The organism is Pseudoduganella sp. RAF53_2, assembly GCF_052113985.1.
Taxonomy (GTDB): domain Bacteria; phylum Pseudomonadota; class Gammaproteobacteria; order Burkholderiales; family Burkholderiaceae_D; genus Rugamonas.
The window spans coordinates 1-26068 of sequence record NZ_JBFRDW010000050.1 but is presented as its reverse complement, the minus strand read 5'-3'; the positions used below and the strand labels follow the sequence as shown (position 1 = coordinate 26068).

General features: G+C 60.6%; 23 protein-coding genes and 1 pseudogene. 16 read left to right on the top strand and 8 right to left on the bottom strand.

Annotated features, from left to right (window positions below; translation table 11 throughout):
* Positions 1 to 43 precede the first annotated feature (43 nt).
* On the top strand, positions 44 to 4852 hold the full coding sequence (locus tag AB4Z11_RS05205) for a beta strand repeat-containing protein (RefSeq protein ID WP_442023145.1): 4809 nt from the start codon (positions 44 to 46) through the stop codon (positions 4850 to 4852).
* 102 nt (positions 4853 to 4954) lie between these two features.
* Positions 4955 to 5098, top strand: coding sequence for a hypothetical protein (locus AB4Z11_RS05200; protein WP_442023144.1), 144 nt, complete (start codon positions 4955 to 4957; stop codon positions 5096 to 5098).
* Positions 5099 to 5177: 79 nt separating this feature from the next.
* Here the strand turns inward: AB4Z11_RS05200 and AB4Z11_RS05195 are convergent, their stop codons facing one another.
* Positions 5178 to 6401, bottom strand: a complete 1224-nt coding sequence (locus AB4Z11_RS05195; RefSeq protein WP_442023143.1) for a glycosyltransferase — start codon at positions 6399 to 6401, stop codon at positions 5178 to 5180.
* Entirely contained in the window at positions 6401 to 6892 is a 492-nt protein-coding gene (locus AB4Z11_RS05190) for a nuclear transport factor 2 family protein (protein ID WP_442023142.1), read from the bottom strand. The genes AB4Z11_RS05195 and AB4Z11_RS05190 overlap by 1 nt, the downstream gene beginning before the upstream one ends.
* Before the next feature lie 62 nt (positions 6893 to 6954).
* On the opposite strand from AB4Z11_RS05190, the gene AB4Z11_RS05185 reads away from it, so the two are divergent.
* The 3 genes from AB4Z11_RS05185 (at position 6955) to AB4Z11_RS05175 (ending at position 10574) form a co-directional block, all read left to right on the top strand.
* The gene (locus tag AB4Z11_RS05185) at positions 6955 to 8460 is read left to right on the top strand and encodes an NYN domain-containing protein (RefSeq protein WP_442023141.1); all 1506 of its coding nucleotides are present in this window, start codon (positions 6955 to 6957) and stop codon (positions 8458 to 8460) included.
* A gap of 100 nt (positions 8461 to 8560) precedes the next feature.
* The gene (locus AB4Z11_RS05180; protein WP_442023140.1) at positions 8561 to 9412 is read left to right on the top strand and encodes an MOSC domain-containing protein; all 852 of its coding nucleotides are present in this window, start codon (positions 8561 to 8563) and stop codon (positions 9410 to 9412) included.
* Positions 9413 to 9443: 31 nt separating this feature from the next.
* Positions 9444 to 10574 (top strand): DUF484 family protein, encoded by a 1131-nt coding sequence (locus AB4Z11_RS05175; protein WP_442023148.1) that lies wholly within the window; start codon positions 9444 to 9446, stop codon positions 10572 to 10574.
* 69 nt (positions 10575 to 10643) lie between these two features.
* On the opposite strand, the gene AB4Z11_RS05170 is transcribed toward AB4Z11_RS05175, so the two are convergent.
* On the bottom strand, positions 10644 to 12623 hold the full coding sequence (locus tag AB4Z11_RS05170; protein ID WP_442023139.1) for a cation:proton antiporter domain-containing protein: 1980 nt from the start codon (positions 12621 to 12623) through the stop codon (positions 10644 to 10646).
* A gap of 80 nt (positions 12624 to 12703) precedes the next feature.
* Between AB4Z11_RS05170 and AB4Z11_RS05165 the strand changes: the two genes are divergently transcribed.
* From AB4Z11_RS05165 to AB4Z11_RS05115, 11 genes and pseudogenes are all read left to right on the top strand, one after another.
* Positions 12704 to 13726, top strand: a complete 1023-nt coding sequence (locus AB4Z11_RS05165) for a KpsF/GutQ family sugar-phosphate isomerase (RefSeq protein ID WP_442023147.1) — start codon at positions 12704 to 12706, stop codon at positions 13724 to 13726.
* Positions 13726 to 14265 (top strand): KdsC family phosphatase, encoded by a 540-nt coding sequence (locus AB4Z11_RS05160; RefSeq protein ID WP_442023138.1) that lies wholly within the window; start codon positions 13726 to 13728, stop codon positions 14263 to 14265. The genes AB4Z11_RS05165 and AB4Z11_RS05160 overlap by 1 nt, the downstream gene beginning before the upstream one ends.
* A 9-nt stretch (positions 14266 to 14274) precedes the next feature.
* Entirely contained in the window at positions 14275 to 14871 is a 597-nt protein-coding gene (lptC, locus tag AB4Z11_RS05155) for an LPS export ABC transporter periplasmic protein LptC (protein ID WP_442023137.1), read from the top strand.
* Positions 14872 to 14892: 21 nt separating this feature from the next.
* Positions 14893 to 15492 carry a lipopolysaccharide transport periplasmic protein LptA gene (gene lptA, locus AB4Z11_RS05150; protein ID WP_442023136.1) on the top strand — a complete coding sequence of 200 codons (600 nt, stop codon included), beginning with the start codon at positions 14893 to 14895 and terminating at the stop codon, positions 15490 to 15492.
* 2 nt (positions 15493 to 15494) lie between these two features.
* Positions 15495 to 16122 (top strand): annotated as a pseudogene (locus AB4Z11_RS05145) (LPS export ABC transporter ATP-binding protein).
* 9 nt (positions 16123 to 16131) lie between these two features.
* Positions 16132 to 17613: an RNA polymerase factor sigma-54 gene (locus AB4Z11_RS05140; RefSeq protein ID WP_442023135.1), complete on the top strand. Its 1482-nt coding sequence runs from the start codon at positions 16132 to 16134 to the stop codon at positions 17611 to 17613.
* Positions 17614 to 17680: 67 nt separating this feature from the next.
* Positions 17681 to 18040: a ribosome hibernation-promoting factor, HPF/YfiA family gene (gene hpf, locus AB4Z11_RS05135; protein ID WP_442023134.1), complete on the top strand. Its 360-nt coding sequence runs from the start codon at positions 17681 to 17683 to the stop codon at positions 18038 to 18040.
* Between the two features lie 112 nt (positions 18041 to 18152).
* Positions 18153 to 19238 carry an enoyl-CoA hydratase/isomerase family protein gene (locus tag AB4Z11_RS05130; RefSeq protein WP_442023133.1) on the top strand — a complete coding sequence of 362 codons (1086 nt, stop codon included), beginning with the start codon at positions 18153 to 18155 and terminating at the stop codon, positions 19236 to 19238.
* The gene (locus tag AB4Z11_RS05125) at positions 19235 to 19696 is read left to right on the top strand and encodes an Lrp/AsnC family transcriptional regulator (RefSeq protein WP_442023132.1); all 462 of its coding nucleotides are present in this window, start codon (positions 19235 to 19237) and stop codon (positions 19694 to 19696) included. The genes AB4Z11_RS05130 and AB4Z11_RS05125 overlap by 4 nt, the downstream gene beginning before the upstream one ends.
* Positions 19697 to 19783: 87 nt before the next feature.
* Positions 19784 to 20158, top strand: coding sequence for a VOC family protein (locus tag AB4Z11_RS05120; RefSeq protein ID WP_442023131.1), 375 nt, complete (start codon positions 19784 to 19786; stop codon positions 20156 to 20158).
* An 87-nt stretch (positions 20159 to 20245) separates the two neighbouring features.
* The gene (locus tag AB4Z11_RS05115) at positions 20246 to 20752 is read left to right on the top strand and encodes an arsinothricin resistance N-acetyltransferase ArsN1 family B (RefSeq protein ID WP_442023130.1); all 507 of its coding nucleotides are present in this window, start codon (positions 20246 to 20248) and stop codon (positions 20750 to 20752) included.
* Between the two features lie 72 nt (positions 20753 to 20824).
* Here AB4Z11_RS05115 and rapZ read toward each other — a convergent pair whose 3' ends face one another.
* From rapZ to ilvA, 5 genes are all read right to left on the bottom strand, one after another.
* Positions 20825 to 21688: an RNase adapter RapZ gene (rapZ, locus tag AB4Z11_RS05110; RefSeq protein WP_442023129.1), complete on the bottom strand. Its 864-nt coding sequence runs from the start codon at positions 21686 to 21688 to the stop codon at positions 20825 to 20827.
* A 97-nt stretch (positions 21689 to 21785) separates the two neighbouring features.
* Complete coding sequence (gene hprK / locus AB4Z11_RS05105; protein ID WP_395403087.1) at positions 21786 to 22721, bottom strand: HPr(Ser) kinase/phosphatase; 936 nt, start codon at positions 22719 to 22721, stop codon at positions 21786 to 21788.
* Between the two features lie 45 nt (positions 22722 to 22766).
* On the bottom strand, positions 22767 to 23249 hold the full coding sequence (locus tag AB4Z11_RS05100; RefSeq protein ID WP_442023128.1) for a PTS sugar transporter subunit IIA: 483 nt from the start codon (positions 23247 to 23249) through the stop codon (positions 22767 to 22769).
* A 205-nt stretch (positions 23250 to 23454) separates the two neighbouring features.
* Complete coding sequence (gene queF, locus AB4Z11_RS05095; RefSeq protein ID WP_442023127.1) at positions 23455 to 24291, bottom strand: NADPH-dependent 7-cyano-7-deazaguanine reductase QueF; 837 nt, start codon at positions 24289 to 24291, stop codon at positions 23455 to 23457.
* Positions 24292 to 24400: 109 nt separating this feature from the next.
* On the bottom strand, positions 24401 to 25933 hold the full coding sequence (gene ilvA / locus AB4Z11_RS05090) for a threonine ammonia-lyase, biosynthetic (protein ID WP_442023146.1): 1533 nt from the start codon (positions 25931 to 25933) through the stop codon (positions 24401 to 24403).
* Between the last annotated feature and the right edge of the window lie 135 nt (positions 25934 to 26068).

The window sequence follows — 26068 nt, the reverse complement described above, 5'->3', positions numbered from 1 at the left end:
CTACTACTTCGGTGGAAATCCCTTTGACCCGAAGATTGGCGTTATGGATTTACAGCAGGTAGGCGCCGATGTTCACGTACTGTTTGACAGGGATGGCATCAGCCCTTATTACAATCCTCAGGTTCTTGTCGTCCTGCAAAACGTGGAGTTGGCAAGCCTTACGCGCGATAACTTCGTCAACAGCGTGCCGATTAACACTGGCGCACCAGGCCTGCTGCTGACGGGGACCGATGGCAATGACAGCCTGGTTGGCGACAGCACTAACGACACCCTGCTTGGCAACGGCGGCAACGATACCCTGTCCGGCGATTACGGCCATGACCTTCTCAATGGAGGAGATGGGGACGATGTGCTGATTGGCGGCGATGGCGACAATACCATGTACGGTGGTGACGGTAACGACACGCTGATTGGTACGTCCGAAGACAAGTTGCTCGATGGCGGTGCCGGGAATGATGCATTCAGCTATAAGTTTGGCGATCTGCTGGTCGGCAATACAACGCTGTCGGGTGGCGCAGGCGATGACAGTTTCACCCTGCACGGCGTTCTGCCAGTGTGGAGCACGCATGTCGAAACCGTGTTTATCGACGGCGGCGATGGCAATGACCGCATCAATATGTACTTTAATTGGGGCGAGAACGATAACATCAAGGTGATCGCTCGAGGCGGCGCCGGTTCGGATACTTACGCCGTCGTGTGGGACTTCAATAATGGCTTCAGCTACAAGATCCTGGATTTCCAGGGCGGTGCAGGTGGAGACATGCTGGATCTGAAGCCCTTGCTGGATTATGTGCATGCGAGTCCTGATGTGCGTCTCGATCCCTTCGGTATCGGCCGTCTTACGTTTGTACAGCAGGGCGCCGACACTGCGGTCGCTTGGGGCGGAAATGGCTGGCCATTCCATGTGGTTGTGACGCTGGCAAACTTCCAGGCCAGCACGCTGACGGATGCAAACTTTGCCGCATCCGCTCCGGTAGTGGATGGCAACACCATTACCGGCAGCGTGGGCGCCGACTCGCTGCAGGGCACAGACGCGAACAACTATATGCAAAGCGGCGCAGGCGCGGATACCCTGGATGGCGGCGCGGGCGCGGACACCCTGATTGGTGGTTCGGGCAATGACTATTACGTGCTTGATAGCATTGATGACGTTGTGGTTGAGAAAAGCAACGGCGGTATCGRTACCGTTGTCATGAATGGCGCAGTGTATATCGATGCTTACACACTGGCGCCGAACGTCGAGAATGCAAAGATACTGTCCGAGGCCGGTGTCGTTAACGGTAATGAGCTGGCTAATCAAATCGAGCTGCACGTTAGCGGAGCCGCATATGGCATGGCCGGTAACGACACCATGGTCGGCGACGCGGGTGCGCAAACCTTGTCCGGCGGGGACGGGGACGATGTGCTGATCGGTGGTGGCGGTCATGACGTAATTGATGGCGGCGCCGGCAAAGACGAATTGCGTTTGGAGGGCAGCTACGAAGACTATCGCTTTGCGCTGTCGGCTGATGGTCAAATCGTGATCACACGGATAGACGTCGATGACGTGGTGTCCGTGAAAAATATCGAATCGCTGGCCTTCTCCAATGTCACGCAATCTGCGGCGCAGATTCGGGCGATGCTTGGTACATCTGGCGACAACGTGCTGACGGGGACCGATCGTGCCGACGTGCTGGATGGCTTGGCCGGCAACGACACCATGATCGGTGGCAAAGGCGACGACGCGTACTATGTCGACAGCGTGGGCGACAAGGTAGTGGAACTCGCTGGCGGCGGGCAGGATACGGTGTACACGACACTGGCGCGCTACACCATGAGCGACAACGTCGAAAACCTGATCGCGACAGGATCGACTGGATTTATTGGCGTCGGCAACAATCTGGATAACCTCATGCACGGCACCAGCGGCGCCGACCGGCTGGAAGGACTGGGCGGCAATGACCGGTTTGAAGCGAGCGCTGGCAACGATACCTATCTGGGCGGCGACGGTGAAGATACGGTACTGATGATGGCTGCGCGCAGCGACTACACAGTCAAGCGTCTGAGTGCCACAGACACGCTGATTACCAATACTGTCACGGGAGGCACCCTGACCGTGCGGGGTGTCGAGTATTTCCTAATGAACGGCGTGAAGGCTTCTTTGGCGGACCTTCTGGTGGGGCTGCCAAGTACCGGTGCCGATAGCCTGGTTGGCGGTGATGGCGCCGATACGATGGATGGCATGGGCGGGAATGACACCATGGTTGGCGGAGGAGGGGATGATCTCTACCTGGTCTCCTCTGCCGGCGTACGGATCATCGAAAAGACGGACGGAGGCTACGATAAAGCCGAGGTTTCATACGTAGGAACACCTTACCAGCTTGGCGACAATGTGGAGGAGGCCTATGCGGTGAAAGGCACGCTGGCAGTCGGTATTGCAGGCAATGCGCAAGACAACCTCCTGAAGGGCAATGATGGCGTCAACGTTCTGCAAGGAGCCGCCGGGAACGATACGCTTGATGGCGGTGCAGGCGGGGACAGGATGATGGGCGGCACTGGCGATGACACTTATTACGTCGATAGCAGCAGCGACGTCGTGACCGAATTCGCAAACGAGGGCCACGACAAAGTCATCACCAAGCTCGCGATTTACGCACTGGCAGCGAACGTCGATGATCTGAGCTACGAAGGCAGCGCGGCGTTCAGACTGTCGGGCAATGTACTTGACAATGTCATCCAGGTCATCGGTGGTGCGAGTGGCGTTATAGATGGCGGGGCTGGCGCCGACACCGTCCTCATCGATGGCGTCTTCAGCGATTACGTTTGCGCACGTCCGAACGCGACTGACCTGGTCCTGAGCAAAGGCAGTCAGGTAATCACTTTGCGAAACGTGGAGGCAGTGAGCTTCCACAACCCGGCTGACGATTCGCTGGTCACGAAAAGCTATGCAGAGCTGATCAACAATATCGTCAGCGTCGGCAATGACATCCTGGTTGGCACTTCGGGAAATGATCGTCTTGATGGCGGCAAGGGCAACGACAGCATGGCGGGTGGCTCAGGTGATGACACCTATGTGGTCGATGCGGTAGGGGATGTGATCCACGAAGATCTTGATGCAGGCACCGACAAGGTCGAAGTCGCCTTCACATCCATCGGGACTTATATCTTGTCGGATAACATCGAAAACGCTGTCGTAACTGGCAGTGCGGGCGCTGGCGTAACAGGTAATGCATCAGACAATAACCTGAAGGGTAACAGCGGCGCGAATACGCTGGTTGGCAATGCTGGCAACGACACGTTGGATGGCGGTGCTGGCGCAGACAGGCTGATTGGCGGTGTTGGTGATGACACATATGTAGTGGACTCGGCAAGCGACGTCGTTACGGAACTGCTGAACGAAGGGCACGATACGGTGAAGACTGCGCTGGCGACTTACACGCTGGCAGCAAACGTCGAGGAACTTATCTTTGGTGGCGCTTCCGGTTTCAAGCTGACCGGCAATACTCTGGACAACACCATTTATCTCAATCGGGCCAGCGGTACGGTCGACGGCGCAGCCGGCAACGATACCGTTATTGTCGATGGCAGCTTCGCGGACTTCGTGCGCACCCGTCCGAACGCGACGGATCTGGTGCTGACCAAGGGCAGCCAGGTCATCACGCTGCGCAATGTGGAGGCGGTCAGCTTCCACAACACGACCGACGACTCCATCGTCACCAAGAGCTACAAGGATCTGGTCTTCAATGTGGTCAGCATCGGCAACGATATCCTGGGTGGCACCGCGGGCGATGACCGCCTTGACGGGGGCAAGGGCGCGGACGACATGACGGGCGGTGCCGGCAATGACACCTATGTGGTCGATGTCGCTGGCGACGTGATCCACGAAGACGCAGCAGGCGGTACGGACATGGTGGAGGTGGCATTTGCAACTGCCGGCACCTACACGCTGTCCGACAATCTAGAGAACGCCATCATCAAGGGCAGCGTAGCCGCGAATGTCATCGGCAATGGCGAAGAYAACATCCTGACTGGCAATGGCGGCGCCAATTCCTTGTCCGGCATGGATGGCGACGACACGCTGGACGGTGGCGCCGGCAATGACGTCCTGAACGGTGGTGCTGGCAACGACAGTCTGATCGGCGGGGCAGGCAACGACAAGCTGGTTGGCAGCGCTGGCGACGATACTTACGTGGTGGACAGCGCCGCTGACGTCATTGTCGAACAGTCTGGCGAAGGCACCGACACTGTCCTTGCTTCCTCCTCCAGCTACACCCTGTCGGCCAATGTGGAAGCGCTGCTGTACACCGGCAGCGGCAACTTCACCGGCACCGGCAACGCAGACAGCAACCTGATCACAGGCGGTGCCGGCAACGACGTTCTGAATGGCATGGGTGGCGACGATACGCTGCTGGGCGGCGCGGGCAGCGACACCCTGACTGGTGGCGCAGGCACCGACTACTTCGTGCTCAACACCACCATCGGCAGCGACACGGTCAAGGACTTCGTCAGCGGCACCGACAAGCTCATTGTGCTGCAGTCTGGGATCGCTATCGGCAACAAGGACAACGTCGTCGATGGCGCCGAGATTCGCGGCGCTGCAGGTGGCTTTAGCGCGAGCGCCGAACTGGTGGTCTTCACGCAGAACGTGGCGTCGATGAATGCGGTCAACGCTGCCGCAGCCATCGGCAGCGCGGCGTCGAATTACCACGCGGGGGACACAGTCTTGTTCGCACTGCACAGCGGCACGACCAACACCCTGTTCAAGTTCACTTCGAATGGCGACGATGCCGTTGTCAGCGCCGCCGAGCTGACGCAGCTGGCCACCCTGACTGGTGCGCCTATTATTTCAGCGGAAGATCTTTTGTTTGCATGAAGAAAACTGTATTGCCTGTGGCGAATGGTGAGATTTCCTCTGACGATGCCCTTCTGAGCGGGAACCCATACCGGATCGTCCGCGTTCGAGGGCTCGGGCAACGTGCTGGATAACGTCCTGACCGGCAGCACCGGTAGCGCTTTCCTGAGCGGCGTGGCGGGTAACGACACCCTGCTTGGCGGCGACAGCAACGACCTGCTGCGCGTAGGCAGCGGCCATGACCTGGCTGATGGCGGCAGTGGCTGACAGGAGTTACCGCCCTCAATTTCCAGGACGTCCAGTTCTTCTGATCTGACCTGGACGTCAGCGGCTCCTTGCTGGGGGCTTACGGCAGTACGAAGCGCATCTGCTCCGGCAGCGAATGCCGGTGCAGGTCGTAACGGTCGACGATGGTCTGGCGCGCGGCTTCGCGCAGCGCGGTCAGGCTGTAGCGACGTTCCAGGGCGTTGGCAACGGTGTGGGCCAGCTGTTCGACGTCGAAGAAGTCCGTCAGCAGACCATTCTGGCCGTGGGTGATCATCTCTTCCAGCGGCGCGGTGCGGGAGCCGACAATCAGGCACCCTGCGCTCATGGCTTCCATCAGCGACCAGGACAACACGAAGGGGTAGGTGAGGTAGGTGTACACCGCCGACACCTGCATCAGCTGCGTCAGCACGGAATGGGGCAGCTTGCCGACAAAGTGTACGCGGCTCATATCCAGCTTATCCTTGACCTCATCGCGGAAGATCTCTTTCCACGTCTTGCCTTTCGGCGGCGCGGCGCCGTAGCTCACGCCGTCCGCTCCCACGATCACGACACGCACATTCGGCCGCAGCTTCTGCACCAGAGGCAGGGCGCGCATGAAGATGTGGTAGCCGCGATAAGGCTCCAGCTGACGCGAGACGAAAGTCACCACTTCGTCGCCGGGGCGCAGTGTAAGGCCCGCCGTGGCCAAGCTCACGCTGGCGTTCTGACTTGGGCGGAAGCGCTCCGTGTCGATACCGTCGTGGATCACCGAAATGCGGTCGCGGAACCAGGCGGGATGGCGGTCGCGCTGGAACCGCGTTGGCGACAAGCCGGCATCGGCAGCCGATATCGCATGCAGCAAGTGGGTATTGCGCAGGCGCAAGCGCTGCAGGCTGGCCAGCGTCGGCTCGGTCGAAAATTCCGGGTCGAAGTGGGAATCGCCGCCTTGGGCAGAATAATAGTACTCGGCGTAGACCAGCATGCGCGCGCGCGGGAACACGTCCTTGATGAACAGCGCCTCGCCCCAGCCAGGATGAACAAAGACCACGTCCGGATCGAATCCTTGCTGCTTCAGCTGATGCAGCGAATGAGCGGCCGATTCGCCGCGCAGCACTTTGCTGTACAGGTCCTGCAGTTGTGGCGCCTGAGACTTCACCGGCTGTGGCACGCGTGCCATGTGGCGGAAGTAGCGAACGCCTTTCAGGGGCTCGGGCTGTTCAGCCATTCCCAGCGCAACAACTTCATGGCCTTCCGCAGCAAGGGCGGGAGCGAGGTGGCGGAATTGACCAGGAAAGTTCTGATGGATGAAAAGGAAACGCGCCATTACTTGTTCTTGTTCTCGTACTCGGAAATGGCCTTGGTGAAGCTGTCCATCAGCGGATTCGGCACGGCCAGCGAGAGCTGGTAATGGTCGATCAGGAAGCCGTGGCCGGTGTTGTGTAGCACGCCGCTGGCTTGGGCGGTGCCGAACTGGGTGTTGAGCTGCTCATCCCACCAGACGTACTTTTTGTCCGGAGAGAAGTAGACGTTGCGTTTCTGCGCGGTGAAGCTCCAGGCTTTCTTGCGGTCCCAGAAGCGCTTGGCCCAGGCTTTGAACTCGTCGCGGGTCCAGATTTCGGACTTGTCGGTGCCGATGAACACGCCCTCGGGGGCGAACTTGTCCCAGTAATCGGGACGGGTGTTGGCGGCGTCGTCGTGCCAGCGGTCGACGAAGGCGTTTACTTGCTGGCGGAAGGCCGCATCGGCGTCGGGCGTCTGGGCGGAAACGCCGCTGGCAGCAGCGCACAATAGCAGGGTCGCGATGAGTTTTTTCATGGGCGGTAGCATACACCGTTTATAATCGTTGGATTGTGCATAGAAGATAACAAGACTCATCGATGGCTTCAAACGAAAACCTCAGCATGGCGCTGTTCTGCGACTTCGAGAACGTCGCACTGGGCGTGCGCGATGCGAACTACGAAAAATTCGACATCAAGCCGGTACTGGAACGCCTGCTGCTGAAGGGCAGCATCGTAGTCAAGAAGGCGTACTGCGACTGGGACCGCTACAAAGGCTTCAAGGGCGGCATGCATGAAGCGAACTTCGAACTGATCGAGATTCCGCACGTGCGCATGTCCGGCAAGAACTCCGCCGACATCCGCATGGTCGTCGACGCGCTCGACCTGTGCTACACGAAGTCGCACGTGAACACCTTCGTCATCATTTCCGGTGACTCCGATTTCTCCCCGCTGGTTTCCAAGCTGCGCGAGAACGCCAAGCGCGTGATCGGCGTGGGTGTGAAGGATTCCACTTCCGACCTGCTGGTGGCAGGCTGCGACGAATTCATTTTCTACGACGACCTGGTGCGCGAATCGCGCCGCCAGCAGGCTGCGCGCCGCGACGAGCAGCGTCCGAAGCGTACGCCGGAAGAAGAGAAGCGCCGCAAGGAGGAAATGGACAAGCGCCGCAACCAGGCGGTGGAAATTGCCTACTCGACCTTCGATGCGCTGGCCGCCGAACGCGGCGAGGGAAAGATCTGGGCGTCCGTGCTGAAAGAGGYGATCAAGCGCCGCAAGCCGGACTTCAGCGAGTCCTATTACGGTTTCCGTACCTTCGGCAATCTGCTGGAAGAGATGAAGGCGCGCGGCCTGCTGGAATTCGGCCGTGACGAGAAATCGGGTGCTTATGTGTACCGCGGCAGCCAGCCGGTAGTGGCGCCAGTGGCGGTGACCGAGCCTGCCGCTGAAGGCGAAACCGCCGGCGCAACTGCTGAGCAGGCAGCGCAGGCAGAAGCCGGCGAGCAGCGCGAAGGCCGTGAAGGCCGCCAGGATAGCCGCCGCAGCCGCGGCAACCGTGGCGGACGCAATCGCCGTGGTGGCGCCCCTGTGCCGGAGTCCGAGGAATCCATGGCCGCCGACATCGCCGCCGCGGAGGAAGCACTGGCGGCCGAGGCCAATCAGGTCGAGGCCGCGCTGGATGACGCGCCCGAAGTGGAGGCCGGCGCCGTTGCAGCCGATGCTGAAGCCGAAGCCCCGGAGCAGTCTGAAGCCCCGGCGCCTGCCAAGCGCGGCGCCCGTGGCGCGGCCCGCAAGCCGGCCGCCAAGAAGACCACCCGCACCAGCAAGGTCGCCAAGGCCGCCGCAGCCGCTGCGGAAGCCGTGAACGAAGCGGAAGCCGTACTGGCCGCCGACGCTGCCGCCGCTGCGGCCGACAGCAAGGCTGCCGATGCGGATGCCGAAGCCGCCGCCGACCGCGCACTGGAAGCGTCCGTGAACGCTATCGAAAACGAACTCGATGCCGATTCCGGCGCCGCCAAGGCGAAGCGCGTGCCCAAGCCGGGCAAGCACAAGGCGCCTGCCCGCAGCAGGCTGCCACGCAAGCCGAAGCCCAAAACCGAGGCCTGATCCGGCCGGGAGGGCCGAAATAAGCGCGGCGGCCGATTGTCGGCCGTCCGCTTTGCTGCCATAATCGATGCTTAATAATTAGTCATCGGGCGTTAGCAACATGGCCATCCTCTCCGAACTCAATCTGTATCCGATCAAATCCTGTGCGGGCATCGCGCTCAAGGAAGCCACGCTGACGCGCGCCGGCCTGATGTCGGAGCAGATTTACGACCGCGAGTGGGTGCTGGTCGGCACCGACGGGGTGGCGCTCACCCAGCGCGAGCATCCGCGCATGGCCCTGATCAAGCCCAAACTGAAAAGCGACGTGCTGGAGATCAGTGCTCCCGGCATGCTGCGTCTCGAAATCCCCCTTGGCATGCCCGATCCGGACACCGCGCCCACCTTGCAAGTGCAGGTGTGGGAAGACAGCGTGCTGGCCTACGATTGCGACGAAACCACCGCGACCTGGTTCAGCAGCTATCTCGGACTGCCGTGCCGCCTGGCGCGCTTCCACGTCAATGCCAAGCGCACCACCAGCGGCACCTGGACCAACGGCGAGCAGCATCCCACCCTGTTCTCGGACGGCTACCCGATCCTGGTGATCGGCACCGGCTCCCTGCAGGACCTCAACGAAAAACTGAGCAAGGCAGGCCGCGACCAGCTGCCGATGAACCGCTTCCGCCCGAACATTGTGGTGGGCGGTATCGAGCCTTTCGAAGAAGACTACACCGACACCTTCACCATCGGCGATGCCGTTCTGAAGCCGGTGAAACCTTGCCCGCGCTGCCCCATGCCCTCGATCGATCAGTGCACCGGCGAATTCGGCCCGGACCCAATGGATATTCTGCAAGGCTACCGCGCCAAGCCGGAAGTGGACGGCGGCATCTGCTTCGGCATGAATGTGGTAGTTCTGCAAGGCGAGGGCCAGCGTTTAAGGGTAGGTGAGGAAATCGGAGTTACACTGGCATTTTGATAGTTGCATCGAATCGGCGGGGCTGATGGACATGACGCAAAAAATCCCGGGCAAGGGGCCCAAGCAAACGGACCTGGCGGCAGAAAACCAGGCGCTGCGGGCGCGCATGGCTTACCTGATCGAACAGGCCGAACGCAATCACGCCATCATGATGCGCCACCAGGCTTTCGACCTGGAGATCGTCGGCGCCGCCAGCTTCCCTGAACTGATTGGCACTATTTTCCGCACGCTGCCCGTCATCTCGGACCTGAGTGCCGTTACCCTGAGCCTGATCGACGAGGATTCGGACATCCGCACCGTGATGGAAAAGCTGGGTGTGAACTTTGCAGATTTCCCGCAGCTGATTTTCGTGCCGGATGTCGATGCCCTGGGCTTCGAGCTGACGCCGCGCATGCCGCCCAAGCCGGAACTGGGCATGTTCGATCCTGAGCGCCACGGTGCGCAGTTCCCGGATAGCTCGCAGCGCCTGCAAAGCGTGGCCATCGTGCCACTGCTGCGTAACAAGCGCATCATCGGCAGCCTGAATCTGGGCAGCGTGGACCCGGCGCGCTTCTCGCCATCGCTGGGCACGGACTTCGTGGAGCATATGGCGTCCATCATCGCCATCTGCCTGGAGAACGTGATCTCCAATGAAATGTTGAAGTACATCGGCCTGACCGATTCGCTCACCGGCGTGTACAACCGCCGCTATGTGGACCGCCGCCTGCTGGAAGAGATCTCGCGCGCACGCCGCCAGGATTATCCGATCTCCTTCATGTACATCGACATCGACCACTTCAAGCGCGTCAACGACACCGTCGGCCACCAGGGCGGCGACGATGTACTGCGCGAGGTGGCCAACCGCATCAAGAACGAACTGCGCCTGTCGGACGCGCTGGCGCGTTTCGGCGGCGAGGAGTTTGTTGTCCTGCTGATCAATGCGGACCTGGAAAGCGCGGCCTTCGTGGCGGAACGCATCCGCGCCGGCATTGCTGCCAGCATGATCGATTTGTCGGGCGGCGTGAAGGTATCGATTACCGCTTCGGTGGGTGTGGCCAGTCTGGCGCAGACGCCGGCCGATGCCGATGTTGATGCCCAGGCGCAGGCGCTGATTGCCCACGCGGACGAAGCCTTGTACCAGGCCAAAGAAGGCGGCCGTAACCGCGTGATTCGCTACGGCTGATCACGCATGGCGGGTCAATGACCCGCCCTACGCAGTGGCGTATTGTAGGGCGGATCATCGATCCGCCGTTCAGGCCAAAAGATTATTCTCGGCGCGCGCTACGGCTTCGGCGGCGCCGCGCAGCACGATGACGTCGCCCGCCTCCAGCACCGTTTCTTCCGATACTTCCAGCCTTGCCTTGCCGCGCCGGATGGCCGTCACCTCGGCGCCGGTGTCGCCGAGATCGACCTCGCGTAGCGGCTTGCCGACGCAGGAAGCGCCATCGCCCAGCGCCACCGTATGCAGGCGCACCAGCTCCGACTCGTCGCCCGTATCGCTGGCGCCGTGGAAGTAGCCGCGCAGCGAGGCATAGCGTTCTTCGCGCGCGCGCTGCACGCGGTGCACCACGCGTCGTAGCGGCACGCCCAGCATCACCAAGGCGTGGGAGGCCAGCATCAGCGAGCCTTCCATCAGTTCCGGCACTACTTCAGCAGCGCCGGCGGCTTTCAGGCGGTCCAGGTCCGAATCGTCATGCGAGCGCACGATGACCGGCAGGGTAGGGGCCAGCTCATGCACCAGATACAGCACCTTCAGCGCCGAGGGCGTGCTGGCGTAGGTAATCACGATCGCTGAAGCGCGATAGATACCGGCTGCAATCAGCGATTCGCGCCGCGCCGCATCGCCGTAAGACACGTTGGCGCCGGCGCTCTGCGCTTCCTGCACGCGGGTCGGGTCCAGGTCCAGCGCGTGGTAATCGATATTCTCTTCGGCCAGCAGGCGCGCCAGGTTCTGGCCCGAACGGCCGAAACCCGCCACGATCACGTGCTTGTTGGTGGACATGGTGCGTGCCGCGATCTTGGTCAGGGTCAGCGACTGCATCATCCATTCGTTGGCGGAGAACTTCAGCACAATCTTGTCCGACTGCTCGATCAGGAAGGGCGCCAGCAGCATGGACAACACCATCGACGCCAGCACCACCTGCACCACAAAGGGATCGACCAGGCGCATGCCGCCCACCACGTTCAGCAGCACGAAGCCGAATTCGCCCGCCTGTGCCAGCGCCAGGCCGGTACGCATCGCCGTGCCGGTATTTGCACCGAACAGGCGCGCCAGGCCGGCGATCAGGCCGAACTTCAGCAGCACCGGACCGGCCAGCAGAAGCAGCACCAGCCACCAGTTTTCCAGCACGATGCGCACATTCAGCAGCATGCCGATGGTGATGAAGAAAAGCCCCAGCAGCACGTCGCGGAACGGTTTGATGTCCTCTTCCACCTGGTGCTTGTATTCGGTTTCGGAAATCAGCATGCCCGCCACGAAAGCGCCCAGCGCCAGGGACAAGCCGGCCTGCTCGGTGATCCAGGCCGCGCCCAGCGTGATCAGCAGGAGGTTCAACATGAACAGTTCCTGCGAGCGGCGTTTGACCACCACCGTGAACCACTTGCGCATCACGCGCTGGCCGATAAACAGCAGCAGCACCAGCACCACCGTGGCCTTGAAGCTCGCGAAGGCCAGCGTCGGCGCCAGGTTCTCGGGATTCTGCGCCAGCGCCGGGATCAGAATCAGCAGTGGCACCACGGCCAGATCCTGGAACAGCAGGATGCCCACGATATTGCGGCCGTGTTCGCGCTCCAGTTCCAGCCGTTCCGTGAGCATTTTGACCACGATCGCGGTGGACGACATGGCCAGCGCGCCGCCCAGGGCGAAGGAAGCCTGCCAGGTCAGGTGAATTGCCGGCGGCAGCACGAAATGCACCGCCCAGCCAAACAGCATGGTGACGGCAATGGTCAGCGCCACCTGCGCCATGCCCAGTCCGAACACGATGCGCCGCATCGACATCAGCTTGGGAAGCGAGAATTCCAGTCCGATGGAGAACATCAGGAACACCACCCCGAATTCGCCCAGCGAGTGGGTGGCTTCGCTCTCGGCGGCCAGGTTCAGGGCATTGGGACCGATCAGAATGCCGACTGCCAGATAGCCGAGCATCGGTGGCAGGTGCAGCATGCGGAAAGCGACCACGCCCAGCACGGCGCTGGCGAGCAGCAGGAGAGTCAGTTCGAGGGGCGAGAACATTTTGATCCTAGTCGACTTGGCACCGTTGTTTGTTGCGTCTGGCAAGTTTTTTGCTTTACCAATTCGGCTATACTTCCGGCATGAGTGTAACCGATGAAAAAACAATGCTGAAAGCTTTTGATGCCAAGACCGCAACCCGCGCACTGGAACTGGCGCGCGAGGCCCTGCAAATCGAGACGGACGCGCTGCGCGCCCTGCATGAACGCCTGGCGACCGACGAGTCCGTGGGCAAGGCCGTGTCGCTGTTGCTGAATTGCAAAGGTCGCGTCGTGGTGTCCGGCATTGGCAAGTCCGGCCATATCGGTCGCAAGATTGCTGCCACCCTGGCGTCCACCGGTACGCCGGCCCTGTTCGTGCACCCGGCCGAAGCGGCGCATGGCGACCTGGGCATGATCACGCCGGAAGATGCGGTGATCGCCATTTCCTATTCCGGCGAAGCGGCCGAACTGATGGCCATTCTGCCGGTCGTGAAGCGCATGGGCGGCGTGGTGATTTCGATGACCGGCAAGCCGGAATCGAGCCTGGCCAAGCTGTCGGACGTGCACCTGGACGTGTCGGTCGCCAAGGAAGCCTGCCCGATGAATCTGGCGCCGACCGCCTCCACCACCGTCACGCTGGCGCTGGGCGACGCGATCGCCGTGGCGCTGCTGGACCTGCGCGGCTTCAAGGAAGAAGACTTCGCCCGTTCGCATCCGGGCGGCGCCCTGGGCCGCCGCCTGCTGACCCATGTGCGCGACATCATGCGCACCGGCGACGCCATTCCGGCCGTGGGCCTGGATACCCGTCTGCCGGACGCGCTGCTGGAAATCACCCAGAAGGGCATGGGCATGACCGCCATCGTCGACGCGGACAACAAGCCGGTCGGCGTGTTCACCGACGGCGACCTGCGCCGCATGATCGAGAAGGTGCAGGATTTCGGCAAGGTGATCATCAAGGATGTCATGCATCTGAACCCGCGCAGCATCAACGCGGACAAGCTGGCCGTGGATGCCGTGGCCATCATGGAAGAATTCCGCATCAACCAGATGCTGGTCACCGACGAAGCGGGCAAACTGGTAGGCGCCCTGCACATCCACGACCTTACGCGCGCCAAGGTGATCTGATGAGCCGCCCCTACAATATGGACATCGTCAAGCGCGCCGCCAAGGTGCGCCTGATGATCTTTGACGTCGATGGCGTACTGACCGACGGCAGCCTGCATTACGGTGCCGACGGCGAGATGATGAAGACCTTCAATGTGCACGATGGCCTGGGCATCAAGCTGCTGCAGGAATCGGGTGTGCAGACCGCCATCATCAGCGCGCGCCGTTCGCCGCAGGTGACCGCGCGTGCCAAGGACCTCGGCATCGAATTCGTCCACCAGGGCGGCCACGACAAGCTGACGCCGTTCAAGGCCCTGCTGCAGCAACTGGGCCTGACCGAAGAGCAGGTCGGCTTCATCGGCGACGATGTGGTGGACCTGCCTATCCTGAGCCGCGTCGGTTTCGCCGTGAGTGTGCCGAACGGCCGCCCGGAAGTGCACAGCCGCGTGCATCACGTGACCCAGGCCAGCGGTGGCCGCGGTGCAGTGCGCGAGGTGTGCGAATTCGTGCTGCGCGCTCAGGGCAATTTTGAGCGCATCATGGCGCAATTCATGGTGTAAGGAAGCAGTATGCGCAACCAGAGGACCTCTCACCGTGTCAGGCTTTCGATCGGCATGATGCTGGCGCTGTTCGCAGCCGTCGGCACCTTCTGGCTGCTCGAACTGCTGAACCGCGAAGGCGAGGAAATGCAGGCGGCCGCCAAGCTCACGGAGCCTGACTACATCGTCGAGCGCTTCAGCTTTGTGCGTCTGAGCAAAGAGGGCAAGCCGGCGTATATCGTTTCCGGCGACAAGCTGACCCACCGCCCGATTGACGATTCGTCCGAGATCGACAAGCCCGTCGTGCGCAAGATCACGCCGGACCTGCCGCCAATGGACATTCACGCCAAAACGGCGCGCGTGGACGACAGCAATAGCCGCGTCAAGCTGGCCGGCAATGTGACCGCCGACCGCGCCGGCACCGAGACCGTAAAGAGCTTCAGCATGAAGACTGAAGCGATGACGATTTATCCGGACGAAGACCGGATGGAAACGGACCAGGCGTTCACCGCCACGTCCGGCAACGCCAAGCTGACAGGCACTGGCCTGAAGGTGAATAACGCCACCAGCCAGGCGGAAGTGAACCAGCGCATGCGCCTGGTGTATCCGCCTGCCCCTCAGCGTTGAGCAAGAATTTTCGGAGCATACATGAAAAAGAAACTGAGCAAGTTATTGCTGCTGTCCCTGCTGCCGCTGATGGGCCTGAACCTGGCCCGCGCGGAAAAGGCGGACTCCCTCAAGCCAACGGTGATCGAAGCCAATCAGGGCACCACGGATGAAGTGAAGCAGACCCGCACGCTGATCGGCGACGTGGTGCTGACCCGCGGCACGCTGCTGATGAAGGCAGGCCGCGCGCTGGTGACGGAAGATCCGCAGGGCTATCAGTACGTGACCTTCTGGGCGGCGCCGAACGCGCTGGCCACTTTCCGCCAGAAGCGCGATGGCGCCGGCGACCAGTGGGTCGAAGGCCAGGCCGAGCGCATCGAATACGACCAGAAGTCCGAACTGGTGCGCCTGATTTCCAAGGCCAAGGTCACGCGCCTGGAAGGCGCCAAGACCACCGATGAAGTTGAAGGTCCTTTCATTTCCTACGACAGCCGCAAGGAATTCTTCTCCGTGCAGAACTCCACCACGGGCGAGAGCAAGCAGGGCGGCGGCCGCGTGAAGATGGTGATCCAGCCTTCGCAAGCCAACGCACCAGCGCCTGCAACGCCGGTAACTCCAGCTACCACTCCGGCGGTCAAATGAATATGGCGGAGAACAATTGCAGCAGCACCCTGGTTGTCAAAGGTCTGCAAAAGACCTATGGCAAACGCCAGGTGGTGCATGACGTTTCGCTGCAGGTCGATTGCGGTGAAGTGGTAGGGCTGCTGGGACCAAACGGTGCCGGCAAGACGACGTCGTTCTATATGATCGTGGGACTGGTGGCATCCGACGCTGGCACCATCGATATCGGTGGCATCGATGTATCGAGCCTGCCGATTCACAAGCGCGCCACGCTGGGCCTGTCCTACCTGCCGCAGGAAGCTTCGGTGTTCCGTAAGCTGACCGTGGAAGAGAATATCCGTGCCGTGCTGGAGATCCAGTGTTGAGATTGCACGGGCTCTTGCCACTAACCCACGCTTCGTTCTTCTGGACGAACCTTTTGCCGGCGTGGACCCGATTGCCGTGATCGAAATCCAACGGATTGTGCGTTTTCTGAAGGAGCGCAACATCGGCGTCTTAATTACCGACCACAATGTGCGTGAGACGCTCGGCATTTGCGACCGCGCCTACATCATCAACCAGGGTTCGGTACTGGCTTCCGGCCGCCCTGACGACATTATTGCTGACGAATCCGTGCGCCGCGTCTACCTCGGCGAACACTTCCGGATGTAAGAAAGGCCCATGAAACAATCACTGCAACTGCGAACTTCGCAACACCTGGCGCTTACGCCGCAACTGCAACAGTCGATCCGCCTGTTGCAGCTGTCGACGCTTGAGCTGCACCAGGAGTTGGAGCAGCTGCTCAGTGATAACCCATTACTGGAGCGGCTGGACGATCCACTGGACAATTCCGTGCGCCTGCTGGCGGACGGCGCCATCAGCCAGGGCAGCGGCAATGGCGAAGCGCCGCCGCAAGAAAACGGCCAGGCTGCCAGCGAAGGCGGCGAGGGCGCGGAAGCACCTGCGGCCGACGGCGAGAGCTATGAAGGCAACGGCGAGGGCGATGCTGTTGACGACTGGAGCAATTCCTCCAGCAGCAAGTCGCCCGATGATGAAGACGGCCGTCCGCAACTGGAAGCCAGCGGCTGCACGCTGCGCGAGCATTTGCTGGAGCAGATGCGCGTGACCGTGCAGGAACCGCGCGACCGCGCGCTGATGGAAATCATCATCGATGCGCTGGACGAAAACGGCTACCTGGAAGAGCCGTTGGAAGAAATCCATGCGCGTCTGCCGGAAGAGCTGGAAATCGAACTGGAAGAATTGCGTACGTCGCTGGCGCTGCTGCAGACTTTCGATCCCATTGGCGTGGGCGCGCGCAATGCGTCCGAGTGCCTGGCGCTGCAAATCAAGCGCTTGCCGAACATCCCGCTGGTAACGCGCCGCATGGCGCTATGCATCGTCGAGAAGCACCTGGCCTGGTTCGCCCAGCGTGAATTCAACAAGCTGAAAAAAGCCCTCGACTGCGACGACGAAGACCTGCGTGAAGCGCAGGCCGTGATCCGCCAGTGCAATCCGCATCCGGGCGCTGAATTTGCGTCAGACGTGTCAGACTACGTGGTGCCTGACGTGATCGTGAAGAAGGGGCGCAACGGCTGGATCGTCATGCTGAACAATGATGTGATGCCGCGCCTGCGTGTGAATGCGCTGTACGCCAGCCTGCTCAAGCAGGGCAAAGGCGAGAGCCAGATGAGCGCACAGCTGCAGGAAGCCAAGTGGCTGATCAAGAATATGCGCCAGCGTTTCGATACGATTTTGCGCGTTGCACAAGCGATCGTTGAAAGGCAGAAGAACTTTTTCAGTCATGGTGCAGTTGCCATGAGACCCCTTGTGTTGCGTGAAATAGCTGATACACTGGGACTACACGAGAGCACTATTTCTCGGGTAACAACTCAAAAATATATGCTCACCCCGCATGGAATGTTTGAGTTGAAGTACTTTTTTGGCAGCCACGTCGCAACCGAAGCCGGGGGTGAAGCTTCCTCTACTGCGATCCGTGCGCTGATCGTGCAATTGACAGGAGCTGAAGACCCTAAAAATCCTTTATCCGACAGTAAGATTGCGGACATGCTGGGAGAACAGGGCATGGTGATTGCGCGACGTACTGTTGCCAAGTATCGCGAAGCTCTGAAAATTCCTCCCGTTAGCCTCCGCAAGTCTTTGTAGTGCACGGTTCCGCTGCACGCCACCAGCGTGTACGAACTAGTAAGCGACATCATCTTTAGGAGTGTGTATGAATCTCACCATCAGTGGACATCATGTCGAAGTGACCCCAGCGATTCGCGAGTACGTGCAGAACAAGCTGGAGCGGGTTAAGCGCCATTTCGATCAAGTGATTGATATTGCTGTCATCCTGACTGTAGATAACCTCACCGAGAAAGAAAAACGTCAAAAAGCGGAGATCAATCTGCGTATGTCGGGTAAGACTGTGTATGTGGAGAGCCTGTCGCAAGACCTGTATGCCGCCATCGATACGCTGATCGACAAACTGGACCGCCAGGTCATGAAGTACAAGGCCCGCGTCCAGAATCACAACCACGAAGCGATCAAGCATATCCCGGACACTTACGAAGCACCTGTCACCGTCATGTAAAGGAGTGGCGGGACAATCAAACTAAGGGCGCATCTGGCGCCCTTTTTTGCGCCCCGCGCCGCTGGCTGTGGCGCGATAAAATAAACAATATTAATTATTTAGTATCTTGTTCATGAGCGAATACGTCCACACCCAAGTCAGCAACGGCACCGGCTTCATCACCCTCGACCGCCCCAAGGCTCTGAACTCCCTTTCCCTCGACATGGTGCGCGCCATTACTCAGGCGCTGCTGGCCTGGCGCGAGGACGCAGACGTGGCTGCGGTGGTGATCCGCAGCAGCAGCGAGAAAGCGCTGTGCGCGGGTGGCGATATCCGCTTCTTCCACGATGTCGGCCAGAAAACGCCGCAGGGCGACAGCGCGCTGCTGGAAGATTTCTTCACCGAGGAATATGCACTAAATCATTTAATCCATTTCTACCCCAAGCCATACATTTCGCTGATGGACGGCGTGGTGATGGGCGGCGGCATGGGCATCGCGCAGGGCGGGCCGGATTGCGGCGTGCGCATCGTGACCAGCCGCACCAGGATGGCCATGCCGGAAGTGAACATCGGGCTGTTCCCGGACGTGGGCGGCAGCCATTTCCTGTCCCACGCGCCGGGCGCACTGGGCATGTGGCTGGGCCTGACCGGCCTGACCGTCGGCGCCGCCGATGCGCTCTACCTGGGGCTGGCCGATCATTTCGTGCCGGAAGCCGAATGGCGCACCCTGGGCGCGCTGATCGATGCTTCCCACGGTTCGGCTCAGCAGGAGGCCATCGCGGCCTTTGCAGCCCCGTTAAAGACCTTGGCGGGGCAAAGCGAACTGGAAGCTCAGCGTTCGCTCATCGATCGCCATTTCTCGGCCGGCAGCGTGACCGCCATCATGGATTCTCTGCGTGGCGACGCCGATCCGTTCGCACAAAAATCATTGAGCGCGATGGCCCAGCGCTCGCCGATCATGATGTGCGTCACCCACGAATTGCTGCGCCGCGGCACGACCCTTGGCGTGGCCGATTGCCTGCGCATGGAACGCAATCTGGTACGACGTAATTTCGAGCATGGCGAAATCCTGGAAGGCGTACGCGCCCTGGTGATCGACAAGGACAATGCCCCGCGCTGGAATCCGCCAACGCTGGCCGAGGTCACGCCGGAAATGGTGGCGCGCTTCTTCGAGCCGTGCTGGCCCGATTACGCTCACCCGCTGCGTCACCTCGCATGAGGGAGCTGGACCGGATCGACCGCGCGATCCTCAACATCCTGCAGGAAGACGCTGCCACGCCGCTGCGCGAGATTGCAGAGCGCGTGCATTCCTCGGTGGCGACCTGCCAGCGCCGTGTTGCCCAGTTGCGAGAATCCGGCGTGCTGCTGAAAGATGTGGCGCTGGTGGACCGCGTGCAGGTGGGACTTCCGTTGACGGTGTTTGTTTCGGTGGAGCTGAGCCACCAGAACAGCGCCATCCTGCAGCAGTTCGAAGCGCAAATGCGGCAGGAGCCGGATGTGATGTCCTGTTATGAGGTGGCCGGCGAATTCGACTTCATGCTGATCGTCACTTCGGCGTCGATGGATGCCTATCACGAGTTCACGCGCCGCGTGTTCACTTCGAATAACAATGTCATCAACGTGAAAAGCCTGTTCGCGATGAACTGCTCCAAGTTCGAGACCAAGGTTACGCTGTGAGAAAATTTCCCATTTGAGACGGCGAGAATGGGAAATCGATTCGCAAGCGATACGTAAGATGGGCTCTCCAAGCATAAGGAGAGCATCATGATCGACCAYGTATCCATCGGCACCCGCGACCTGCAGCGTGCACTGGACTTCTACACCGCCTGTCTGGCGCCGCTGGGCTACACCGTACAGCATCAGGACGCGGCACTGGCCGTCTTCGGTGCCGATGGCAACTGGAGCTTCATCGCCTATCCGGCACAGGACGACAGCCCACTGCAAGGCCATCGCGCCCACATCGCCTTCAGTGCGCCATCGAAGGAAGCGGCGCAAGCCTTCCACGCCAAGGCGATCGAGCTGGGCGCACAAACCTTGCGCGAGCCTGGCCTGCGTCCCGACGTCAATGAGCGCTACTACGGTGCGATCATTAGTGATCCGGACCAGCACATGATCGAAGTGGTGCACTGGATGTCCTGAACGCCCCGTCTTGGTGCGGAAGCGCGCCTTTAACACTGGCGCGCTAATTGCTCTTTCACTATGGTCGTCAACTTTACCCAAGCAGACATGACCACGATCCGCGCAGCCCATCCGGCCGATGCCGCAGCCATCGCAAGCATCTACAACCATTACGTTTCCAACTCCACCATCACCTTCGAAGAGGTCGAAGTCACGAGCGCCGAAATCGCGCGCCGCATCGACCACGTCATGACTGGCGGCCTGCCTTGGCTGGTGCTGGAAGACCGCGACGAAATTCTCGGCTATGCCTACGCGACCAAGTGGAAGGAGCGCTCGGCTTACCGGCGCTCGGTGGAGAGTTCAATTTATCTGAAGCCAAGCGCGATTGGCCGTGGCCATGCACGGCGCTTGTATCGGCAGCTGCTCGATCAGCTGGCGGCAAGCGGCATTCATCTCGTAATCGGCGGCGTTGCGCAGCCCAACGACGCCAGCATGGCCCTGCATGAAAAGATGGGCTTCGAGCCAGTGGGCAGTTTCCGCGAAGTCGGCTTCAAATTCGGCCGCTGGCTGGACGTCAGCTACTGGCAGCTGCGGCTGGGCGCGGCGGATCAATGATCCGCCCTACAACGTGGCGCCACTAAACGCGGCTGGGCGTAGGGCGGGTCATTGACCCGCCGCGCATGCATGTCAGGATTGCTCGCGGTGGCGCAGTACCACGTTTTCGGTGTCGTGGAAGTGGCGCGCCAGGCGCTCGGCCATGTACACCGAACGGTGCTGGCCGCCGGTGCAGCCGATCGCCACGGTGAGATAGCTGCGGTTGTCCTTCTTGAAGGCCGGCAGCCATTTCTCAACGAAGCCTTTGATGTCATGGAACATCTCCTCCGCGCTCGGTTGCGCGTCGAGGAAGGCGATCACGGGCGCATCGCGGCCAGTCAGCGGACGTAGTGCGAGGTCGTAGTAGGGATTCGGAATTGCGCGCACGTCGAACATGAAGTCGGCGTCCAGCGGCACGCCCATCTTGAAGGCAAAGGATTCGAAGAACAGTGTCAGCGGCGCATTCTCGCTCTCCACCAGATCCTTGATCAGCGCGCGCAGCTTGTTGGCGCTCAGCTCCGACGTATCGATCACATGGCCCAGTTGCTGAATGGCCGACAAGCGCTCGCGTTCCTCGGCGATGCATTCGATCAGCGTGCGCCGCGCCGCCGGGTTCTGGCCCGGACGCAGTTCGTGCGACAGTGGATGGCTGCGGCGAGTTTCCGAGAAGCGCGCGACCAGCGAATGCGTGCTGGCGGTGAGGTACATGATTTTCACGTCATGACCGTCTTCCTTCAGCTTGCGGAATTCAGCGGGCAGGCTGGCCAGCGAGGCCGCGCTGCGCGCATCGACGGCAACAGCCAGCGCTTCGGTGCCTTCATCGGCCAGGGTTGCAACGAGATTGGGCAGCAGTGCCGGCGGTAGATTGTCGACGCAGTAGTAGCCGGTATCTTCCAGTACGTTCAGCGCGACCGATTTGCCCGAGCCGGAAATGCCAGTGATTAGAACGATTCGCATGCGGCCGATGATACCATCAGTCATCCCTGATCACCCGAGAACCCAAGCAAAGGTGCCTGCCACGATGTGGCAGGCACCAGGTTTCAGGCTGTGGGTTTTAATCCCCGCTCATCGCTTGCCGCTGGCGCTCCATGAACTCCTGGAGCGTGTCGATGCCGCGCAGCTGCAAGATAGTATTGCGCACTGCAGCCTCCAGCAGCACTGCGATGTTGCGGCCAGCCGCCACAGGGATCACGACTTTGCGAACAGGCAGGCCAAGCACGTCCTCGGTCGGGAACTGGAACGGCAGGCGTTCCACTTCCTCTTCCAGCGCGGAACGGCGCACCAGATGCACGATCAGTTTCAGACGCATTTTGCGGCGCACGGCCGTCTCACCGAAGATGGCTTTGATGTCCAGCAGGCCCAGGCCGCGCACTTCGAGCAGATTTTGAAGCAGTGGAGGGCAGCGGCCCTCGATCATATTCGGCGCAATGCGCGAGAATTCGACCGCATCGTCGGCAACGAGGCCGTGGGAGCGCGAAATCAGTTCCAGGCCAAGCTCGGATTTACCGAGGCCCGAGTCGCCGGTAATCAGCACGCCCACGCCCAGCACGTCCATGAATACGCCGTGCATGATCACGCGCTGCGCCAGCTTCTTCGACAAATACACCCGCAGGAAGTCGATTACCTGCGCGGCAGGCAGCGGCGTAGAGAACAGCGGAATATTCTTCTCGTCGCAGATGGCGAGGATGTCGGGCGGTGTTTCCAGGCCCTGCGCGATGATCAGTGCCGGCGGGCCGCCCGCAATCAGTTCGCCGATCACGTGTGCGCGCGTCAGCGACTTCAGGCGCTGGTAGTAGTTGATTTCCTGGTGCCCGAAGACCTGGATACGGCCTGGGTGGATGGTGTTCAGGTGGCCGACCTGGTCGGCTGCGGATGCCACATCGCCCGAAATCAGGCGCTCGCCGCCGGGAAAGCCTGCGAACCAGCCAAGTTGCAAAGTCTCCCGATTATCATCGTATAAGCGTTGAATCGTCAGAGGGGTTTGCAGCATGTGCCTGCCTGAAGGGTAGTGTCGAAGCCCCTAGTTTAACTTAACTTAACCTGCGGCCTGCAGACTGGGCTGCCAATTGACGATACGGCTGTATACGGAAGCCGGGTCCGAATCGGTGGAGAGGGCAGCGCGGAAGGCATCGTCCGAGAACATCTCGGCGATTTCCGACAGGATTTCCAGGTGCTGCTGCGTGACGTGATCCGGGATCAATAGGAAGAACAAAAGATTGACGGGCTTGCCATCCGGCGACTCAAAAGGAATCGGCTCCGCCAGGCGCACGAAAGCAGCCAGCGGCGATTTCAGGCTCTTGGAACCCTTGATGCGGCCGTGGGGCACTGCGACGCCATGGCCCAGACCGGTCGAACCGAGGCGCTCGCGCGCGAACAGGTTGTCCGAAACGGTGGAACGGGCGATGCCGCAGTTGTTCTCGAAAATCAGACCTGCTTGCTCAAAAGCACGTTTCTTGCTGGACACTTCAAGGTCCAGTTGTACGTTCTCGAGCGACAGGATTTTGCTCAGGTTATTCATAACGCGACATAGTATCTGCTGACAGCGGAGCGAATTATAGGCTTCTTTCTCAGCGGTGTAACTTGAAATCGGTCATGCAAGGCAAACACCAGTTTTTTCGCTGCGGTGATGTGGTTTTGCCGATTTTTGAGCGGATCTGAAGGCGGCAATCGCTGAGGAATTGCCGCAACAGTTATTGATTCATTGTAAGACAAATTCCGCCGAATTACTGTCGGGCGTTGCGTAAATTGGACGGCTTGCTTGCACCACTAAAGTTGGTACGCCACGGATTAATATCAAGACCGCCTCGGCGGGTATAGCGCGCGTACACCGTCAGGTGTTGAGGTTTGCATTGGTGCAATATGTCCGTAAAGATACGTTCTACGCACTGCTCGTGGAACTCGTTGTGCTCGCGGAAGCCGATCAGGTATTTCAGCAGGCTTTCCTGGTCGATCTGCGGGCCTGCGTACGTGATCTGCACGCTGCCCCAATCGGGCTGGCCGGTGACCAGGCAATTCGATTTGAGCAGGTGAGAAATCAGCACTTCTTCCACCGGGTTTTCGTCGAAGTTCGCTTTCAGGATTTCCGGCTGCGGCGAGTAGTTGTCGATCTCGATGTCGAGGCGGTCCAGCAACTGGCCCTCCAGTTCGCCCATCGCCAGCCTGGCGAAGTCTTCCTGCATGATCAGCACGACGTGCACATTGGTGCCGGCTGCGGCGGACAGGTCCTGCTCCAGCAGCATCTTCAACGCTTCAGGACCGGCGAGGCGGGTCTGGTTGAAGGAGTTCAGATACAGCTTGAAGGACTTCGATTCGATAATGTTCGGCGATGCGGCCGGCACGGTGATGCGCGCCACCGCCACTTGCGGTTTGCCGCGCATGTTCAGCCACGATAGCTCGTAGGCGTTCCAGATGTCCACGCCGTAGAAGGGCAGCGTGCCCGACAAGCCCAGCTCATCGCGCTTGGCCTGGCGCGGAATAGGAAACAGCAGGTCCGGCGCATACTCGCTCAGATAGGACGAGGATTTGCCGAGTGGGGATTGATCAGGGGAGTTGGTGGACATGGCGGTGCTTCGTATTTTGCGTAAAGACCGACATGTTAGCGCAAACCCAAGGCAGAAACAGGTGGCAGGCACATCGTGCCTGCCACCAGCGTTTCAGGGTGTTGGTTTTTCAGAGGAACAGCTTGTAGACCGGGTTCTGCGACTCATCCCAGTAGCGATAGCCGAGGGTCGCGAGGAAGCGTGCGAATTCGTTCATCTCTTCCTGCGGCACCTGCAAGCCGATCAGAATGCGTCCCACATCGCCGCCTTGGGAGCGGTAGTGGCACAGTGAGATGTTCCAGTTCGGCGCCATCGAATCGAGGAAGCGCATCAGCGCGCCCGGACGCTCAGGGAATTCGAAGCGGTACAGCAGCTCGTCCTTCGCCAAAGCGCTCTTGCCGCCAACGAGGTGGCGCAAGTGCGACTTGGCCAGTTCATCGTGCGTCAGGTCCAGCGTCTTGAAGCCATTTTCTTCGAAGCGGCGCGCCACCGAGCTCGATTCATTGCGGTCGCTGATCTGCACGCCCACGAAGACGTGCGCCGTGTCCTGGTCGCTTATACGGTAATTGAACTCGGTCACATTGCGTGGGCCGATCAAGCCGCAGAAGCGCTTGAAGGAACCGCGCTGCTCCGGCATCGACACCGCAAACACCGCTTCGCGCGACTCGCCCAGCTCCGCGCGTTCGGCCACGAAGCGCAGGCGGTCGAAGTTCATGTTCGCGCCGGAAGCAATGGTGACCAGGGTTTCGTTCTTGACCGGATTCCTGGTCAGTTCCGCGCGTTCGATATAAGCCTTGGCGCCCGCAACGGCCAGCGCGCCTGCAGGTTCCAGGATCGAGCGGGTGTCGGTGAACACGTCCTTGATCGCGGCGCAGATCGCGTCCGTATCGACGATGATCACTTCGTCCACGAACTGCTGCGCGAGCCGGAATGTTTCCTGGCCCGCGAGGCGCACTGCAGTGCCGTCGGAGAACAGGCCCACATCCGGCAAGGTCACGCGGTCGCCCGATTTCAGGCTGCGGCCCATGGCGTCGGAATCCATGGTCTGCACGCCGATGATCTTGATGTCCGGACGCAGCTGCTTCACATACGCCGCCACGCCTGCAATCAGGCCGCCGCCGCCGATCGGCACGAAGATCGCGTGAATTGGACCTGCGTGCTGGCGCAGGATCTCCATGGCGATGGTGCCCTGGCCCGCGATCACATCCGGATCGTCGAAGGGATGGACGAAGGTCAGCTTCTGTTCTTTCTCCAGCAGCAGCGAGTGGTTGTAGGCGTCGGTGTAGGAGTCGCCATGCAGCACGATCTCCACGTTCGGACCGCCGCGTGCGCGCACCGATTCAATCTTCAGTGGCGGCGTGGTGGTCGGCATGACGATCAGCGCGCGGCAGCCAAGTTTGGCGGCCGACAGGGCCACACCCTGTGCGTGATTGCCTGCGGAGGCGCAAATGACGCCGCGCTTCAATTGCGCGTCGCTTAGATTCGCCATCTTGTTATAAGCGCCGCGTACCTTGAAGCTAAAGACGTCCTGCATGTCCTCACGTTTGAAATAAATCTGGTTCTGATAGCGCTGCGACAAGGTCGGCGCCAGTTCCAGAGGTGTTTCAAGGGCCACGTCGTAGACGCGGGAGGTCAGGATTTTCTTCAGGTAGTCGATAGTCATAGTCTGCGTATAGAACGATTCATGGCCAGGCAGGATGGCCTGGTGCAAAGACATGCTTTCAACGGTGGGTAACCGAAGGGGGCAAGCACGCCGGCCAGCGCGGATCTGCGGTGGGGCCGGCTGTCAGTCGTGCGG